We start from the raw sequence: 16,694 nt of genomic DNA, 5'->3' as shown, positions 1-16,694 counted from the left end.
CGCCGTCGAGTCGGGAACTCGGTCCTCGACCGGCTCGGGGTTCAATCCTCGACCGGCTCGGGGATCACGTCGGCCGCGGCGAGGTCGGCGAGGTCGTCCTCGGCGTACCCGTACTCGCGGAGGACGTCCTCGGTGTGTTCGCCCAGCATGGGCGGGTGTCGGCGGACCGTCACGGGCGTCCGCGAGAACTTCATCGGCGACCCCGGAACCTCCACCGTGCCGACCTCGGGGTGGTCGATCTCCAGCCGCATGTCCCGCGCCTCGATCTGCGGGTCGTCGAACAGTTCCGCCATGTCGCGGACGTGGCTCGCGGGCACGTCGTGGCTGGTGAGCGTCTCGACGGCCTCCTCCGTCGTCATCGCGCCGAACTCCGCTTCGAGCTCCGCGTCGAGCGCGTCCCGGTTGTTCACCCGCTTCTCGTTGACCTCGAACCGCTCGTCGGCGAGCAGGTCCGCCCGGTCGAGCGCGTCGCACAGCCGCGGCCAGAAGGAGTCCGCCGAACAGCCGACGACGACGTAGTCGTCTCTCGTCTCGTACGCCTGGTACGGCGCGATGTTCGGGTGTTTGCTCCCCATCCGCCCCGGCGGATCGCCGCTCGCGAAGTAGTTCGCCGCCATGTAGCTCATCCACGCGGCCTGCCCGTCGAGCAGGCTCACGTCGACCTTCTGGCCCGTGCCGTCGCCCAGTTCGCGCTCGAGCAGCGCGGCCAGGATCGCCTGGGTGGCGTACATCCCCGCGCCGATGTCCGCGAGCGCGACGCCGATCCGGACCGGCGGGCCGTCCTCGACGCCCGTGATCGACATCAACCCGCCCTTCGCCTGCATCACGATGTCGTAGGCGGGCGCGTCTCGGTCGGGACCCCACTCGCCGTACCCGGAGATGCCGCAGTAGATCAGCCCCGGATTCTCCTCGACGAGGTCGGGGTAGTCGAGTCCCCACTCGGCGGTCTTTCCCACCCGGAAGTTCTCGACGACGATGTCGGCCTCGCGGGCGAGGTCGCGGAAGACGTCCCGTCCCTCCTCGCTCGCGAGGTTCAATACGACCGATCGCTTGTTCCGGTTGACGCTGGTGTAGTAGGCGCTCTGTGCGTGCTCGCCCTCGCCGAACGCCGGCGGGACCCACGTCCGCGTCTGGTCGCCCACGCCGGGTCGTTCGATCTTGATCACGTCGGCCCCGAGGTCGCCGAGCTGCATCGTACAGAACGGCCCCACGAGCACGCGGGAGGCGTCGAGCACCGTGACGCCGTCCAGCGGTCCGGTGTCGCCGGACGGGTCGCGCGCCTCACCGACCATGGCTGCCTCGCATTCCTCGCATACGCGCACCTCCGAGCCGACCGGCATAAAGCCCTCGTCGCCGGCCCCGGTGGCCGAGTCGGTAATCATTAAATCATCGGGTGAGACACGGGTTGTATGGACCTAGACATCGAGGGCAACGTGGCGCTGACGACGGCGTCCAGCGACGGGCTCGGGAACGCCGCCGCGACCGCGCTCGTCCGCGAGGGCGTCAACGTCGTGATCAACGGCCGCGACGGGGATCGACTCGCATCGGCCGCCGAGGAGCTTCGCGAGGAGGCCGCGGGCGACGCGCGCGTCCACCCCGTCCAGGGCGACCTGACGGACGAGGACGACGTGGTCGGGCTCGTCGACGAGACGCTCGAGGAGTTCGGCCGGCTCGACCACCTCGTCACGAGCGCGGGCGGCCCCCCGTCGGGACCGTTCCTGGACACCGACGACGACGACTGGTACCACGCGTACGACCTGCTCGTGATGAGCGTCGTCCGCCTCTGCCGCGAGGCGGCCGACCCGCTCCGCGAGGGCGACGGCGGCACCATCGTCAACGTCGCCTCCCGGTCGGTCAAGGAGGCCATCGACGGGCTCGTCCTCTCGAACTCCGTCCGCATGAGCGTGATCGGGCTGGAGAAGACGCTCTCGAAGGAGCTCGCGCCGGACGTGCGCGCGAACGCCGTCCTCCCCGGCCCCCACGAGACGAGCCGAATCGAGGACCTCGTGAACCAGGCCGTCGAGCGCGGCGAGTACGACTCCTACGAGGAGGGGCTCGCCGCCTGGGGCGAGGGAATTCCGGTCGAGCGCATCGGCGACCCGATGGAGCTCGGCAACACCGCCGCGTTCCTCTCCTCGCCGAAGTCGGGGTACATCAACGGCCAGTCGATCGTCCTCGACGGCGGCGCGGGCAGCGCGAACCTGTAGGGCCGCTCCGACTCGGCTCGGTTCGGTCGCCGTCGGACCCGTCGCCTCCGCCCCGCCGGAACGGTCAACACCGCCGGACGCGTCCGGGCGACATGGACGTTCTCCTGCGGCTTCTCTGGATGCTCGCGGTGCTGCTCGTCGGCACGGGACTCCGGAGCGTCGGGCCGTTGAACGCGTCCCGGACCGACCGACTCAACGCCGCCACCTACTACGTCGCGCTCCCCTCGCTCGTCTTCGTTGCGACGTACGATCGGTCGATCGCGGACCTCCTCTCCGGCGCGCTCGTCGTCGCCGTCCTCGCCTCCCTTCTGGGCACCGCTGCGGTCGCGTGGGTCCTCCACCGGAACCGGCCGGCTACACGACGGAGCGTGGCGGTCGTCCAGTCGTACCACTCGAACCTCGGCTACCTCGGCTTACCGCTCGTCGCCGCGACGTTCGAGCCGGCCGTGACCGCGCTCGCGAGCGTGGTCCTCGGCGTGGCGCTCCTGGTCCAGGTGCCGCTCACCGTGACCGTGTTGAGCACGGTCAACGGGACCGAGACGAGCGTCGCCCGCGAGGCGAGCACCCTCGCGCGAAACCCCGTCCTGATCGCGTTGGTCGCCGGGGTCACGATCGGTGCCGTCGGGGCTCCCGTGCCCGTCGCGGTCGCCGCCGGACTCGACCTGCTCGGGTCGCTCGTCCTCCCGCTGGCGCTGCTCTGCGTCGGCGCGTCGCTCCGCGTCGATCTCCCGCTGGCTGACCCCGGCGCGACCGGGTCGGTCCTCGCGCTCAAGCTCGGTCTCGCACCGACGATCGCGTGGACGACGCTCTCGGGATTCGGCGTCGAGAGCGCGACGCTCGCGGCGGGCGTGGTCATGCTCGGGACGCCGACCGCGGTCTCGACGTACGTGTTCGCGACCGAGCTCGGCGGCGACGCGGCGTTCGCCTCGCGGAACGTCTTCGTCACGACGGTCGCGTCGATCGCGTCGCTCTACGCGCTCATCGGGCTGGTCGGGTGAGCCGACCGGAAATCGAAGAAGGAGATATTCAGGCCGACAGCGTGCTGATGCCGTTGATCTCGACGTAGCCGAAGCCGCACTCCGGACACCGCCACTTCGTCTTCTCCCCCAGGTGGAGGGTCGTCGCCGCCGTCCGGTAGAACGCGTTCGTCTCCCCGCAGGCCGGACAGTCCACGTCCTTTTCGAGCACCATGTGCGTGTACGGGTCCGGAGCCCGTTTCAAGCTATTGGTCCCGTGGACCATCGGGACGAAAGCGGGCGACCGACGCCAGTCAGACCGCGGTGACCCACGCCTTGTACGTCTCCTCGAGCCCGTACACCTCCCGGAAGGCGCGCTCGATGAAGCCCGCGACGCGGTTCGCGTCCGACCGCGCGGTGACGACCGCGTTCGTGCCCTCGGCCTCCTCCGGAGTCACGAGCTCGTCGATCCGGAACTCGGGGAACTCGCCGAGGAGGTCCGTCAGTCGGTCGAGCTCCTCGTCGGTACAGTCCATGACGAGCTCGGTGCCCGCGAGCTGGATCCACGGGGGGAGCTCCCCGCCGTCCGTGACGTCGCTGTCGGGGTCGATGTCGACGGTCATCACGTCGCTCGACCGGGCGCGGTGGGCCGCCGCCGCGTCCGCGAACAGCGCCAGCCGCTCGGACTCCGTCGCGGCGTCGAATCGTGTCATGCCGTCGTCTCGTCGCCCTCGCGACTTAAACTGCCGCGGTCGGGTCCCGACGCTTCCGAGAGAGCGGCGCTACCCGCGTTCCGTCTCCGCGAACACGTCGTCGACGAGCGCGAGCGTCCGCTCCGCCTCGGCGACCCGGTCGTCGACCTCATCGCGCTCGATCAGTGCCAGCTCCTCGTCGTCGAGCGCGTCCCGCACGACCGCGGCGCGCCGGAGCCGCTCGTACTCCTCGTCGCGGGCGAGGTCGCGGATCGACCGGAGCTCCGCGACCGTCTCGTCGGCGGCGATCCGCGAGACGAGCGGGATCAGCTCGTCGATCTCGTAAGCCACCTCGCCGCCGGGGGCGGGCGGCCAGTCGAGCGTCAGCGGCTCCGCGTCGATCCGGTCGAGGAACGTCCGGTGGACGGCCACCGCGGTCCGGAGCGCGCCCACGTCGTCGACGTAGTGGTCGAGCTTCGAGTTGGAGTAGTCGGCGTACTCGAGGAGGGTGGGGATCGGCTCCTCGCCGGCGGCGTGGTCGTCGACGTACTCGCGGAGGTCCGTCGGCGGGACGTCGGCGTCGACGAAGGGGGTCGCGTCCGCGCGCTCGAGGAAGTCCAGGACGTCGCGGGCCGACTCCGAGGAGTAGAACTCGCGGAACCCCTCGCGGACCGCGTCGTTGTACTCCTCGATCGGCTCGCGGAGCCGCGAGACGTCGGCGTCGAGGTCGGCGTCCGCCATGTCGGCGACCTCGCGGAGCTCCTCGAGGCGGTCGGCGAGCGCGCCGCGGGCGTCGGTGGCGGCCTTCCGGGCGCGCCGGTACGCGTCGACCGCGTCGTCGCGGTCGGCGAGCAGGTCGACGTAGTCGCCGGCGGGCTCGAGCGCCTCGCGGGCCGCGGCGAAGTCGGACTCGGAAAGCCGCCGCTTGTCGACGGCCTCGTCGGCGGCGGCGAACGCGTCCGCCGCGGGCACGTCGTCGTCGACGTCGACCGCGTTCGCGAACTCCCCCTCGAACTGGACGTACGAGCCGAAGTCGCCGGTGCCGACCGCGTCCTCCTCGTACTGGTCGAGCACGCGGTGGGCCCGCCGATAGGCGTCGACTGCGGTCTCCACTCGATCCCGCCCCAGATCCGCGATCCGCGATTCGAGTCGGGAGAGCTCGTCGTACCGCTCGCGCAGCTCCGCGGCCGCCTCGCCCGCGGACCGGATCGCGTCGGCGTCGGGGTTCGAATCGGCGTCGGGGTTCGAATCGGCGTCGAGATCGGTGCCGCCGTCGGCGACGATCCGCTCGGTTTCGGTCTCGCCGCGAGCCATCAGTACACCTCGTCGGGGTCGAAGACTCGCTCGCCGACGTGCTCGCCGTCGATCGTGCGGTGGAAACACGACCGGTGGCCGGTGTGACACGCGCCGACCGACTGGTCGACGAGGTACAACAGCGTGTCGGCGTCGCAGTCGACGCGGATCTCCTCGACGGTCTGGGTGTGACCCGAGGAGCCGCCCTTGTGCCACAGTTCCTCGCGCGACCGGGAGTAGTAGTGGGCCTCGCCCGTCTCGCGAGTTCGCTCGAGCGCCTCGGGGGAGACGTACGCCAGCATCAACACCTCGCCGTCCTCGGCGTCCTGTGCGATGGCGGGGACCAGCCCGTCCTCGCCGAACTCCACCGTCACGTCGGCGTCCACGTCGGCCTCGCTCATACCTCGCCCGAGGGGGGCCCCTCGAATAGTCCTTGTGTCTGTTCCTGCCTCGAAGTACCAGTGAATCGGTCAGTACAGACGAAGAAGCGAGAGATTCGCGGTGACGTCACCGGCGGCCGACGCAAGGACCGCAACCAATGAGCGCGAGCGACTGAGCGAGGACCACAGCAAGGCCCACAAGTCCTCGCGACTGGAGCTTTGGAGACGTTCACCGCGACAGCAACGACGAATCGCTATTCACGGAGTTCGTACCACTGGCAGTCTCCAGCGATCGAGGATTTCACGGAGTATCGAATTCGAAGATCCTCGCCGGTGCGCGTCACCTCGGACGTCTCGCCACCCGGATCCTGTTACGAATTTCGTAATTGAACTTCGAACGACGCATTTAATACGGTTCATGCGTACGTATCTCGTAATGTCGGACGCCTACATCGCGCTGGCCGACGGACGCGTGCTCGAAGCGCGCACCCGTGCGCCGGGGCGGACACGCGGTGAACTCGTGTTCACGACCGCGTACACCGGCTACGAGGAATCGCTGACCGACCCCTCCTACGCCGAGCAAGTGCTGACCTTCTCGTACCCCCTGATCGGGAACTACGGCGTCCGAGCGGAACGGTTCGAGTCCGACTCCGTCCAGCCCCGCGCGGCGATCGCCCGCGAGATGACCGACGACGTCGCCGAGTGGCTCGAGAGCGAGGGCGTCCCGGCGATCGACCACCTCGACACCCGCGAGATCGTCACCACCGTCCGCGAGGAGGGCGCGATGGCCTGCGGCATCGCCGCCGGCGAGGACGCGACGCCCGAGGACGCCGTCGCGGAGATGGAGGCGTGCGAGCCGATGAGCGCACACGTCGACATCGGCGCGCAGGTCTCGGTGACGGAGCCGACCGTCCACGAGGGCGGCGACGAGGCGACCGTCGCGCTGCTCGACTGCGGCGCGAAGGGCTCGATCATCTCCTCGCTCACGGAGCGTGGCGCGGACGTCCACGTCCTCCCGTACGACGCCACCCCCGAGGACGTGGCGGCGGTCGAACCCGACGTGCTATTCGTCTCGAACGGCCCCGGCGACCCGGAGAACTTCGTCGCCGCCCACGAGGTCGTCGACGCCTTCGCCGGCGATCTGCCGATGGCCGGGATCTGTCTCGGCCAGCAGGTGATCACCAGCGCGCTCGGGGGCTCGACGGAGAAGATGTCGTTCGGCCACCGCGGCGTCAACCAGCCGGTGAAGGACCTCCGAACCGACCGGGTCGTGATGACGACGCAGAACCACGGCTACACCGTCTCCGACACCGGCCCGCTCGAGGTGACGCAGGTGAACGTCAACGACGACACCGTCGAGGGGCTCGATAGCACGGAGCTCGACGTCATCACCCGCCAGTACCACCCCGAGGCGAACCCCGGCCCGCACGACTCGCTCGGCTTCTTCGACGAGGTGCTGGAGCTGGCGGAGTCGCGCCAGCCCGTCGCCGCCGACTGACGGTCCCCGCACCCGAACTCGCCCGATCGACGGATTCGGCTCGCGACAGACGGTCCCCGCACCCGCCTGACCGCTGGAGTACCAGTCCTCCCCGACGCTTCGCTTCGCGCTGCCGTACCCGTCCGCTTCGCTCCGCCTGCTCCGCCGCGGCCGCTTCCGGCGGCGTTTTCACCCGTGCCCTCCGAGGCGTTCCCATGACACGCGAGGTCCTCCTCACCAACGACGACGGGATCGACGCGGCCGGGATCCGAGCGCTCTCGGAGGCGCTCTCCGCCGAGTACGACGTGACCGTCGTCGCGCCGGCGACGAACCAGTCGGGCGTGGGCGGCAACCGGTCGTGGTGGGAAACCACGGTCGAGTACACGGAACGCGACCTCGGCTACGCGGTCGAGGGGACGCCAGCCGACTGCGTCGCCGTCGCGGAAGTCGCGCTCGAGTTGGATCCCGACGTGGTCGTCTCCGGCTGTAACCACGGCCCGAACATCGGCGCGCACGTCCTCGGGCAGTCGGGGACCGTCGGCGCGGCCATGGAGGCCGCGTTCCTCGGGACGCCCGCGATCGCTATCTCGCTTTACGACCGCGGTAACCTCCCGATCCCCCCGACGGTGAGCCACGACGACTTCGCGCTCGCGGGGCAGGTCGCGGCGGATCTCGTCGGTCGCGTCGACGAGGAAGATCGCCTGCCGTTCGGCGCGGACGTGCTCAACGTCAACGTCCCCGCCGCGGACGACGAGGCCGCCGCCGCCCCGACGTATCGGCTGACGGAGCCCGCCCGCGGCTTCGACGTGATCGAGTTCCATCCCGGAACGGACGCGGCAGGGTCGGACGTGTCGGGGGAGGACGGGGAACGCGAGCGCGGAACCGCGGGCGACGGCGACCCCGGCGGCGACGCCTCGGGGTTCGGCGAGCGCCGCGGCGAGATGGGGATGGAGCTACGCGATCGCTTCTGGCGGGAGTTCCTCCGCGGGGACGTGGCCGACGATCCCGGCTCGGACCGACGCGCGACGGTCGAGGGCGAGGTGAGCGTCTCCCCGTTGTCCTCCTCGCGATCCGTCGTCGGCGACCGCGTCGGCGAGACGGTCGACGTCGCGGACGGGACGGTCGACGTCGCCGAGGAGTAGGAGTCGTTGAACTCCGCGGTGACGTCCGGTCCGCGGTGACTCCCGCTGCCGTCTCGACCGCCCGACCCGTGGCTTCGTCGCCGGCGATGCCACCGCGATCGGTCGGTGCTTCACGCGATCGCGTTCGAGCCAGCGTGTCGTCTCCGCTGAGGAGCCCACCATCGTGTATCCCGTACATCTCGGGTGTCAGGTTCCGGGCGCGTCGTTCGCGGCCGCCGGATCGCCACGCCACGCGCGATACAGCGGTCGCGCGAGCAGGAGTGCGCCCGCGACTCCGAGCGCGACGAACAGGGTCGGGTCGACGACGGACAACTCGTCGCTCGCGAGCCGGTCGGCGGAGACGCCGACGGCGACGCCGGCGACCACCCAAGGAAACTCGCCGACCGCGGTCCCGGCGAGGAACGGGCGCGGAGCCACCCCCGACACCCCGGCGGTCACGGAGACCGCGTCGGCGGGCACGGGCAGGAACCGGCTCCCCGCGACCGCTCGGAGGCCCCCCGCGTCGGCGACGAGCCGCCCGCCGGCCGCGGAGACCCGCTCGATCGTCCGAGAGTCGTCCGCCAGACGAGCGCGGCCGGCGCGAGCGAGCCAGTAGGGAGGAACCGCCGTCGCAGTGAGGAGGACGACGCCGATCGGGATGCCGGCCCAGCCGTAGCCGAAGCCGGCGGCGACCGCGAGCAGCGTCGTCGGCCACGCCAGAAACGGCCGGATCGCCGCCAGCGCGACGAGCGCGACCCCGAACCGAAGCGGGTCGGCGGCGAGCCACTCGAGGGTCGCGAGCGCGGCCGCCGGCGACGCGATCCACGCGAGAAGGACCGCGACCGCGACGATCGCGCCCCCGAGAACGTGACGGCGGTTCACACCGGGGAGACGGGAGGTCGCAGTCATCCCTCGACGTCGGTCTCCTCGACGAATGCCTCGCGGAACGCCGCGGAGAGGTGTCGCCGCTGCCACTCGCGGATCTCCGTCTCGCCGAGCCGGTTCGCCCACAGCGTGAGCAGGGAGGCACAGAGCGCGACGCCGGGAGCCACGAGGACGGCCGCGTCGACGAGGAGGTCGGGTCGAAAGAGGAAGAACCCGAGCCGGTCGCGAAGCGCTCCCCACGCCGGTCCGAAGACGATCCAGCGCGTCGCGACGGGAACGACCGCCACCGTCGCGATCGGGTACGCGAGCACGTCCGTCACCGGACCTCCTCTTCCGCGCACGAACGCGACCGTGTACGCGGCCCAGCAGGCCAGTGACGCGAAAACCGCCGCCACCCGTCGAGGGCCGGCCGGTCCGCCGTGACCGAGCACATCGAATCCGAAGAACAGCGCGGCGGAACCGACGTAGCCGACGAGACACGCGAACGCCCCGACGACGAGGACGAGCGCGTGATCGCGTGGGGACTGATCGACGAACGGTTCCAACCCGAGCGGGAGCGTCATCGATCGCGAGTCGAGTCGGCGTCGGGTTGAACGTTGCGCGTTCGCCTCGGCACGGTCCGGACGGCAGTCCCGTCAGGACAGCTTCTTCAGCGCCTCGAAGAAGTCGGACTCCGGGCCCGCGATCCGCATCGGCGGCGAGGTCCGCTCGACGGTCACCTCGACCGGTCCGGAGAGATCCCGAGCGTTTCGTCCGTCGCTGACGACGACGGCCCCGTCGGGGTCAGACACCGACACCGTGACCGTCGCGTCGACGTCGACCACGAGCGGGGCCATTCCCGCATCGGGGGCCATCTCGTTGACGATCAGGCCGGCGACGTCGGGATGGACGAGCGGCCCCCGCTCGGAGAGGTTGTACGCGGTGGAGCCGGTCGGCGTCGCCACGAGGACGCCGTCGGCGTGGCCGCTCGCGTACGGCGAGCCGTCGACGCGGAGCTCGTAGTCGACGCCGCCGCCGGGGCCGCGACGCGCGCCCTGAACGACGATCTCGTTGGCCGCGGGGATCGACTCCCATCCGTCCGCACGCGCGGCGAGTCTCGGGACCTCTCGAACGGCCATCGAGCCGTCGAGGAACCCCTCGATGGCCGTGAGCACCGCCTCTTTTGCGGCCGCCGGCGGGACGGCGTTGAGGAACCCGACCTCTCCGAGGTTGACCCCGAGTATCGGCGTGTCGCCGGCGTTTCGCGCGACGAACAGGAACGTCCCGTCGCCGCCGACCGCGACCGCCAGATCGCAGTCGCCGAGCGCGTCGACGGGTTTCCCCTCGACGTCGAGGTCGCTCGCGGTCTCCTCGTCGATCCAGACCGCCTCCCCGGCGTCCCGAACGGCGTCGCGTATCCCGGTGGCGACCGACGCGGCCTCCGGGTTTCCCTTTCGCGCCACGATCCCGACTTCCATGTCCGCGGGTTTCTCCGCGCCGAATAAAAGCGTGTGGACCTCCCTGCTGCCGGAAAGGTTCAAGCCGGCGGCCCTCGTTTCCCGGTACATGGCGATCCCGAACGGACGCCTCGAACCATGAGCGACGGAGAGGACGACTGGTTCGAGCGCGCGCTGCGGGAACTCGACGAGGAGGGCGACCGCGACGAGGAGGGCGACCGCGACGAGAGTGAACGGGACGAGCAAGAACGCGACGACACCGTGGTACCGACCCCCGAAGTCGAGGACGGCTGGGAGATGGACGACGAGACGGACGGAGACGGCGATCCGGGCGTCGACGACGGAGCCGAGAGCGGCGACGGTCCAGCGTCAGAGTCGGACGTCGAACCGGAGAACGACGGCGACGACGCCGTCGGCGACCCCTTCGGAGGCGGTGGTGGGGACGGCGATAGCGGCGGTAGCGGCGGCTCTTTCGGCGAGAGCGATCCGTTCGGTGGCGATAGCGGCGGCTCCTTCGGCGAGAGCGATCCGTTCGGTGGCGGTAGCGGCGGCTCCTTCGATGAGAGCGATCCGTTCGGTGGCGATAGCGGCGGCTCCTTCGGTGAGGGTGACCCCTTCGGCGGTGGCGGCCAGAGCGGTACAACGGACGGACCGACGGGGTTCGACGACGCGGACGCCGAGGAGTTCGACTCCGATATCGATCGGACGAACGTCGGGATCGACGGGCTCGACGAGATGATCCTCGGAGGGGTGCCGAGCCGGTCGCTCCTGACGGTCATCGGCGGCGCGGGGACCGGCAAGACCACGTTCTCGTTACAGTTCCTCAACGAGGCCCTCGAGTCCGACGAGCGAGGGGTGTACATCACGCTCGAGCAGAGCCGGGAGTCGATCATCGCGACCGCCGAGGAGAAGGGATGGCCGTTCGAGGAGTACGTCGAGGAGGGCCGGCTCGCGGTCGTCTCGCTCGACCCGATCGAGATGGCGAACTCGCTGGCGTCGATCCGCAACGACCTCACCCGCCTCATCGCGGACTTCGGTGCGGACCGGCTCGTGCTCGACTCCGTCTCGCTGCTCGAGATGATGTACGACCACCCCGCGAAGCGACGCTCGGAGGTGTTCGGGTTCACCCGCCTGCTGAAGGAGGCGGGCGTGACGACGCTTCTCACCTCCGAGGCGAGCGAGGAGACGCCGTACGGCTCGCGGTACGGCCTCGTCGAGTACCTGACCGACGGCGTGTTCGTCCTCCAGTACGTCCGCGGCTCCGACTTCCGGGAGACGCGCCTCGCCGTCGAGATCCAGAAGATCCGCGACGCCAACCACTCCCGCGAGACGAAACCCTACGAGATCACGAGCGAGGGCATCTCCGTCTACCGACAGGCGAACATCTTCTGAGGTGGACCGAGAGCAGTGTTTAAAATGGAAACGTGCTTGTGGCGATTGTTTATAAGTGAGAGCATGGAGATGCGGTGGCGCGCGCCTTCGAGTGCCCGGAGGGCACGAGGAGCCCGTGCGAGGGACGCGGCGAACGAAGTGAGCCGCGAGGCTGGGGAGGTGTGAGGTGCGGGGCTGGGGCTTTGGAGGCGGTTTCTGTCCATCCAAAGTCAAGCAATTATATGGATTGATGACATCAATGTCCGGCGCGTCAGTAAGGACCTCAGTATCCTCGCACATCGTAGTTTCACTCGCCGCAGGAATGTATCGATCGGGCATTGAATCGGATTAGACGAGAGAGCGAAGGAAACGACAAGACTCCTGAATCCTAACGAATAGACATGATAATCTCAAGTGTCGGATCCGCACTTATAGGTGGAATAGCGGGTGGTGTTGGGACCTATATAGTACAAGAGAAAATCAGAGCAAATAAAAAGGAAGAAAAAATCAGGCAACTTCGACAGTCATTGATCGCAGAATTGAGCTGTCTTGATGAATTAGCCAATGAGAAATCATCGAATTACAGGACTCAGGTTCCTGGTAATGAGATTATTACTGCGGAGGTGTACAAATCAAACTCTTCCCAAATATCGCTATTAACGCCCGAGGAGGCTGAAGCAGTGATCAGATTCTATACGGGTGCTATACTAGTGAATCAGAGTATTCAGACAGCCAGAGATCTAATATCTCAATCAGACAATCCACAACTTCACGACTATAGTTCAATCAATCAATCGCTAGATCGTATACGTCAGGACTGGAAAAGCTGTGTTCTAGAGCTAATGTCTAATATGGAAGGCTATCCCAATCAGATCAAGATTGAAGAGGAGGAATATACGTTAGATGAAGATATCCCAACGCCAATATTATGGATGGTTCTGAATCGAGATAGGCTAGGAACTGCTGATATCACATTCCAAAATTAATTCGTTACTCTCAAGTATTATAATAATATAACTCATGAAGCATTATATTTTGGTGTTTAAAAGAGAATAGGATTAAGTACCGAGAATTATAGGAAATCGACATGGGATTCATAGTATATGAAACTGAAAAACCGTGCCCACATGATGACTGTACTGGAAAATTAATTCTTGTGGAAAGCAGGATTTCTGGACAAGTCAAAGAGATACGGCACGAGGATTAGAAGCTATTGGATCTGTTAAAATTCTATTATTCAGCTATATTATTGTCCGAAACACTTGGTCGCTGAGGAGTGTAGTTGTATGGTTGTTTCAATGGAGATCGTGGTGATGGAAATGGGATCGTTGCTGGCGCAGTGATCGTCTCCAAAGCCCCAGTCGCGAGGACTCGCGCGGCTCGCTGTGGTCCTCGTCACTCGCTCCGCTCGTTCCTGCGGCCCTTGCTTCGCCGGGCTTCGTCCTCGCGACTGCCCCTTTGAGTCCCACCCACCCCGCACCGCACCGCACCTCACGCCTCCCCAATCTCGCTGCTCACTGCGTTCGCAGCGTCCCTCGCGGGCTCCTCGTGCCCTGTCGGGCACTCGGAGGCGCGCCACCGCGATCGCTCGTTGCTTCGTCTGTACTGACCGCGGCCGTGTCCAAACGAGGGGTCACCGGCCGAAGATTTCGCCGGCGCGTCGCGGCGTTACTCCTCGACGGTGACGCGGTCGATCGAGACCGTGTCGCGCGGCTCGTCGTTGCGGCCGGTCGGGACCGAGCCGATCTCCTCGACGACGTTCATCCCCTCGATCACCTGGCCGAAGACGGCGTGTTTGCCGTCGAGGTGCGGGGTGGCGTCGAGCGTGATGAAGAACTGCGAGCCGTTGGTGTTCGGCCCGGAGTTGGCCATCGAGAGGATGCCGGGGCCGTCGTGGGTCAACTCGTCGTGGAACTCGTCGTCGAACTGGTAGCCGGGGCCGCCGCGGCCGGACTCCAGCGGGTCGCCGCCCTGGATCATGAAGTCGTCGATGACGCGGTGGAAGACGTTCCCCTCGTACAGCGAGTCGCCGCGGACCTCGCCGCTCTCGGGGTCCTCCCACGTGTTGGTGTCGCGGGCGGGGTCGGCGTCGGCGGCGGGGTCGTGGCGGGCCAGCCCGAGGAAGTTCTCGACCGTCCGCGGCGCGCGGTCGGCGAACAGCTCGACGACGACGTCGCCGTGGTTGGTGTGAAGCGTCACCTGCGGGTTGTCGGCGTTGGAAACGTCTCGTGCCATGGTCCGGGGAAGGTCGTCCGGCCGGAAAACGCTACCCATCCGCCGCGCTGGGCCGGTCGCGTTCCGAGCGACGCCTTGCGGTCGATCCTCCCTCGTCGGTGACTCGAGCGGTCGAACGCTACTCGACGGGTGCCTCTCGATAGGTGCCACTCGGTACGTCCCCCTCAGTAGGTACCCCTCGATAGATTCCCCTCAATAGGTCTCATTGTTCGTACGGGCGGCTCATAGTCCGGTTTATGAGCTCCCCGTACGCGCTCGCCAGTATGGGGACGACGACCGACGTCCGGCGGCGGCGAGTCGTGACGGCCAACCCGAACGGCAACGGAGCGCTGACGCTACGGGGAAGCCGGGGTCGAACGTACCAGGTCGTCAGCGCGGACGACGCCGTCCTCGGACCGCTCGAGAGGTTGTCCCGCGGGGACGCCGTCACGGTCGTGCTCGAACCGGTCCGGTGTCGCGGCGACGGCTGGCGGATCGTGGGGATCGAAGGATAACCCGACGACGACGGACCCCTCTCTCGGACGAATGCGTGAGCGGTCCGAACGCCGTCGTCCGCCGGTAGCGTTTTGCGGCCGGCGACTCCATCTCTCGTCATGTACGACGACATCCTCCTGCCGGTCGCGCCGGGCAGCGCCGCGAACGACGCGGTCCCGCACGCGCGGAGCCTCGCCGAGCGCTACGGCGCGACGGTCCACGTCGTGAGCGCGGTCGACACGCTCGAGCACACGCTCGCGGGGCCGCGGGCCGGGGCGTTCGCGGAACGCGTCGAGTCGAGCGCGGAGCGGCGCGTCGAGACGGTGACCGCGGAGCTCGAGGCGGCCGGGATCGACGCCGTCGGCAGCGTGATCCACGGCGAGCCGCTCCGAGTGATCGAGAACGCGATCGCGGACACCGGCGCGGACATCGTGGTGATGCCGACGCACACGCGCACGGGCCTTCAGCGCGTCCTCCTCGGGAGCGTCACGGAGAAGATCGTCCGAACCTCCCCGGTGCCGGTCGTCACGGTCCCGATGGCCGAAAGCGAGGCGTGATCCGGGCGTTCCGGGTCGCGTACGACGGCCGCGCGTACGCCGGGTTCCAGCGCCAGCCGCACGCCGACACGGTCGAGGGAACGCTGCTCGCCGCGCTCTCGGATCACGGCCTCGTCGCGCGCGGCGACGGGCCCACCCACGCGACGCCGTCGGGGTACGCCGCGGCGGGCCGAACGGACGCCGGCGTCTCCGCGGTGGCACAGACCGTCGCGTTCGAGGCCCCGGCGTGGCTCACGCCGCGCGCGTTCAACGGGCGACTCCCCGGATCGGTTCGGGTCTGGGCGGCCGCCGACGTCGACGCGGGGTTTCACGCCACCCACGACGCGGTCCGGCGGACGTACCGGTACTTCCTGTACGCGCCGGCGGCGGAGTCGGGGGTCGCCGAGCGAACCGTTGGGGACGACGACGCGAGCGACCGGGACGCGATCGACGACGACGCGGCTCACGACGCGCTCGCGCGGCTCTCGGGCGAGCACGACTTCCACAACCTCACGAACGACGACGACGGAACGGTCCGCGACCTCCGCGCGACCGCGACGCGCGAGGGAGATTTCCTCGTCGTCGAGGTCGTCGCGGACGGCTTTCCGCGCGCGCTCGTCAGGCGGATCGTCGGCGCGGTCGAGGCCGTCGGACGGGGGACCGCGACGCCGGAACTCGTCGACCGACTCCTCGCCGACGATCCGGTCCCCGGCGAGCACGGCGTCGGCCCCGCCGCGCCGGAACCGCTCGTGTTGTGGGACGTCGCGTACGACGGCGTCGAGTTCGAAACCGACGACGAGGCCGCCGCGAGCGCGGTCGCCGCGTTCGGCGAGCGCCATCGCGACGCCCGGCGAGTCGCCGCGGCGACCGGCGCGATCCGGAACCGGATCGCCGGATCCGCGGACGGGGCGACGGGGGGTTAGTCGCTCGCGGACCGTCCGCCCATCGAGCCCGCGGTCGCCTTCGTCGGGTCGGCGACCGTCTCCATCGATTCGACGCGAAGCATGAGGGTGTCGCCGTCGACGTCGGCGGCGTCGACGATCCCGGAAACGCGGAGCCCCGACGTCGGCGTCGGCCCCACGGTCACGCGGTCGCCGCGCGCGAAGGGCCGGGCGGACCCGCACAACACGACCTCCGCGCGGCACAGTTCGGGGTTGTTGACGCTCGAGAGCTCGATCTCGCGGACGGTGACGCCCTCTACCGGCGACCCGTCGTGAACGACGGGAACCGGCTCGGCCTCCTCCATCCGGTCCAGATCGAGTGTCTCGTAGGCGCTGCGGGTCGGCGTGTACCCCCCGTCCGGGCCGGGAACGCCCTCGACCAACTGGAGCGAACGGAGGCTCCGCATCCGGTTGCGGACGGTTCCGGGGTTCCGATCGATCGCCTCGGCGATCTCGCGCCCACAGACGACGCCGTCCTCGTCGTCGACGAGGTTCACGAGCGACGTGAGGATCCGCTTCTGACTCGAACTCAACTGTATTGCGGACATGTGACGATGGAAGAGGCATTCTTGTATAAACGTTTGGTTATAAACACCTAATACACTTGTATCGGGTTCAACAACTGGATTATTCTTTACGATCTCCACCGATCTGGTCGGCGAAAACGAACGTGCGGTTTTCCCCGCCCGG

19 protein-coding genes are annotated in these 16,694 nt (G+C 68.2%); 9 read left to right on the top strand and 10 right to left on the bottom strand.

The window, feature by feature from the left end; all coding sequences use genetic code 11:
* Window positions 1-41 precede the first annotated feature (41 nt).
* On the bottom strand, window positions 42-1,292 hold the full coding sequence (locus tag NO889_RS08005) for a CaiB/BaiF CoA transferase family protein (RefSeq protein ID WP_256411743.1): 1,251 nt from the start codon (window positions 1,290-1,292) through the stop codon (window positions 42-44).
* A 117-nt stretch (window positions 1,293-1,409) separates the two neighbouring features.
* On the opposite strand from NO889_RS08005, the gene NO889_RS08000 reads away from it, so the two are divergent.
* Window positions 1,410-2,207 carry an SDR family oxidoreductase gene (locus NO889_RS08000; RefSeq protein WP_256411742.1) on the top strand — a complete coding sequence of 266 codons (798 nt, stop codon included), beginning with the start codon at window positions 1,410-1,412 and terminating at the stop codon, window positions 2,205-2,207.
* Window positions 2,208-2,299: 92 nt separating this feature from the next.
* Window positions 2,300-3,205 carry an AEC family transporter gene (locus tag NO889_RS07995; protein WP_256411741.1) on the top strand — a complete coding sequence of 302 codons (906 nt, stop codon included), beginning with the start codon at window positions 2,300-2,302 and terminating at the stop codon, window positions 3,203-3,205.
* A gap of 28 nt (window positions 3,206-3,233) precedes the next feature.
* Here the strand turns inward: NO889_RS07995 and NO889_RS07990 are convergent, their stop codons facing one another.
* The 4 genes from NO889_RS07990 to hisI form a co-directional block, all read right to left on the bottom strand.
* Window positions 3,234-3,398 (bottom strand): DUF7838 family putative zinc beta-ribbon protein, encoded by a 165-nt coding sequence (locus NO889_RS07990; protein ID WP_256411740.1) that lies wholly within the window; start codon window positions 3,396-3,398, stop codon window positions 3,234-3,236.
* A gap of 79 nt (window positions 3,399-3,477) precedes the next feature.
* On the bottom strand, window positions 3,478-3,876 hold the full coding sequence (locus NO889_RS07985; RefSeq protein WP_256411739.1) for a DUF7975 family protein: 399 nt from the start codon (window positions 3,874-3,876) through the stop codon (window positions 3,478-3,480).
* 69 nt (window positions 3,877-3,945) lie between these two features.
* Window positions 3,946-5,169 carry a DUF7118 family protein gene (locus NO889_RS07980; protein WP_256411738.1) on the bottom strand — a complete coding sequence of 408 codons (1,224 nt, stop codon included), beginning with the start codon at window positions 5,167-5,169 and terminating at the stop codon, window positions 3,946-3,948.
* A complete protein-coding gene (gene hisI, locus NO889_RS07975) occupies window positions 5,169-5,549 on the bottom strand; it encodes a phosphoribosyl-AMP cyclohydrolase (RefSeq protein ID WP_256411737.1) in 381 nt (126 codons plus the stop codon). The genes NO889_RS07980 and hisI overlap by 1 nt, the downstream gene beginning before the upstream one ends.
* A 415-nt stretch (window positions 5,550-5,964) precedes the next feature.
* Here hisI and carA point away from each other — a divergent pair, with 415 nt between their 5' ends.
* Window positions 5,965-7,026, top strand: a complete 1,062-nt coding sequence (gene carA / locus NO889_RS07970; RefSeq protein WP_256411736.1) for a glutamine-hydrolyzing carbamoyl-phosphate synthase small subunit — start codon at window positions 5,965-5,967, stop codon at window positions 7,024-7,026.
* 194 nt (window positions 7,027-7,220) lie between these two features.
* Window positions 7,221-8,147, top strand: coding sequence for a 5'/3'-nucleotidase SurE (surE, locus tag NO889_RS07965; RefSeq protein WP_256411735.1), 927 nt, complete (start codon window positions 7,221-7,223; stop codon window positions 8,145-8,147).
* Between the two features lie 186 nt (window positions 8,148-8,333).
* On the opposite strand, the gene NO889_RS07960 is transcribed toward surE, so the two are convergent.
* From NO889_RS07960 to NO889_RS07950, 3 genes are all read right to left on the bottom strand, one after another.
* Window positions 8,334-9,008 carry a TVP38/TMEM64 family protein gene (locus NO889_RS07960; protein WP_379787516.1) on the bottom strand — a complete coding sequence of 225 codons (675 nt, stop codon included), beginning with the start codon at window positions 9,006-9,008 and terminating at the stop codon, window positions 8,334-8,336.
* A gap of 23 nt (window positions 9,009-9,031) precedes the next feature.
* Window positions 9,032-9,574 carry a hypothetical protein gene (locus tag NO889_RS07955; RefSeq protein WP_256411733.1) on the bottom strand — a complete coding sequence of 181 codons (543 nt, stop codon included), beginning with the start codon at window positions 9,572-9,574 and terminating at the stop codon, window positions 9,032-9,034.
* Between the two features lie 72 nt (window positions 9,575-9,646).
* Window positions 9,647-10,468: an NAD(+)/NADH kinase gene (locus NO889_RS07950; RefSeq protein WP_256411732.1), complete on the bottom strand. Its 822-nt coding sequence runs from the start codon at window positions 10,466-10,468 to the stop codon at window positions 9,647-9,649.
* A 117-nt stretch (window positions 10,469-10,585) separates the two neighbouring features.
* Here NO889_RS07950 and NO889_RS07945 point away from each other — a divergent pair, with 117 nt between their 5' ends.
* Window positions 10,586-11,839, top strand: a complete 1,254-nt coding sequence (locus NO889_RS07945; protein ID WP_256411731.1) for a KaiC domain-containing protein — start codon at window positions 10,586-10,588, stop codon at window positions 11,837-11,839.
* Window positions 11,840-12,219: 380 nt separating this feature from the next.
* Window positions 12,220-12,804 (top strand): hypothetical protein, encoded by a 585-nt coding sequence (locus NO889_RS07940; protein ID WP_256411730.1) that lies wholly within the window; start codon window positions 12,220-12,222, stop codon window positions 12,802-12,804.
* Between the two features lie 682 nt (window positions 12,805-13,486).
* On the opposite strand, the gene NO889_RS07935 is transcribed toward NO889_RS07940, so the two are convergent.
* Window positions 13,487-14,053, bottom strand: coding sequence for a peptidylprolyl isomerase (locus NO889_RS07935; protein ID WP_256411729.1), 567 nt, complete (start codon window positions 14,051-14,053; stop codon window positions 13,487-13,489).
* Window positions 14,054-14,316: 263 nt separating this feature from the next.
* On the opposite strand from NO889_RS07935, the gene NO889_RS07930 reads away from it, so the two are divergent.
* From NO889_RS07930 to truA, 3 genes are all read left to right on the top strand, one after another.
* A complete protein-coding gene (locus tag NO889_RS07930; protein WP_256411728.1) occupies window positions 14,317-14,547 on the top strand; it encodes a DUF7999 family protein in 231 nt (76 codons plus the stop codon).
* 99 nt (window positions 14,548-14,646) lie between these two features.
* A complete protein-coding gene (locus NO889_RS07925) occupies window positions 14,647-15,084 on the top strand; it encodes a universal stress protein (protein WP_256411727.1) in 438 nt (145 codons plus the stop codon).
* Window positions 15,084-15,986: a tRNA pseudouridine(38-40) synthase TruA gene (gene truA / locus NO889_RS07920; RefSeq protein ID WP_256411879.1), complete on the top strand. Its 903-nt coding sequence runs from the start codon at window positions 15,084-15,086 to the stop codon at window positions 15,984-15,986. The genes NO889_RS07925 and truA overlap by 1 nt, the downstream gene beginning before the upstream one ends.
* Here the strand turns inward: truA and NO889_RS07915 are convergent.
* Complete coding sequence (locus tag NO889_RS07915; RefSeq protein WP_256411726.1) at window positions 15,983-16,552, bottom strand: TrmB family transcriptional regulator; 570 nt, start codon at window positions 16,550-16,552, stop codon at window positions 15,983-15,985. The genes truA and NO889_RS07915 overlap by 4 nt on opposite strands.
* Between the last annotated feature and the right edge of the window lie 142 nt (window positions 16,553-16,694).

It is taken from the genome of Halorubrum rubrum (assembly GCF_024494685.1).
Classification (GTDB): domain Archaea; phylum Halobacteriota; class Halobacteria; order Halobacteriales; family Haloferacaceae; genus Halorubrum; species Halorubrum rubrum.
This window is presented reverse-complemented; position numbering and strand designations above follow the sequence as displayed.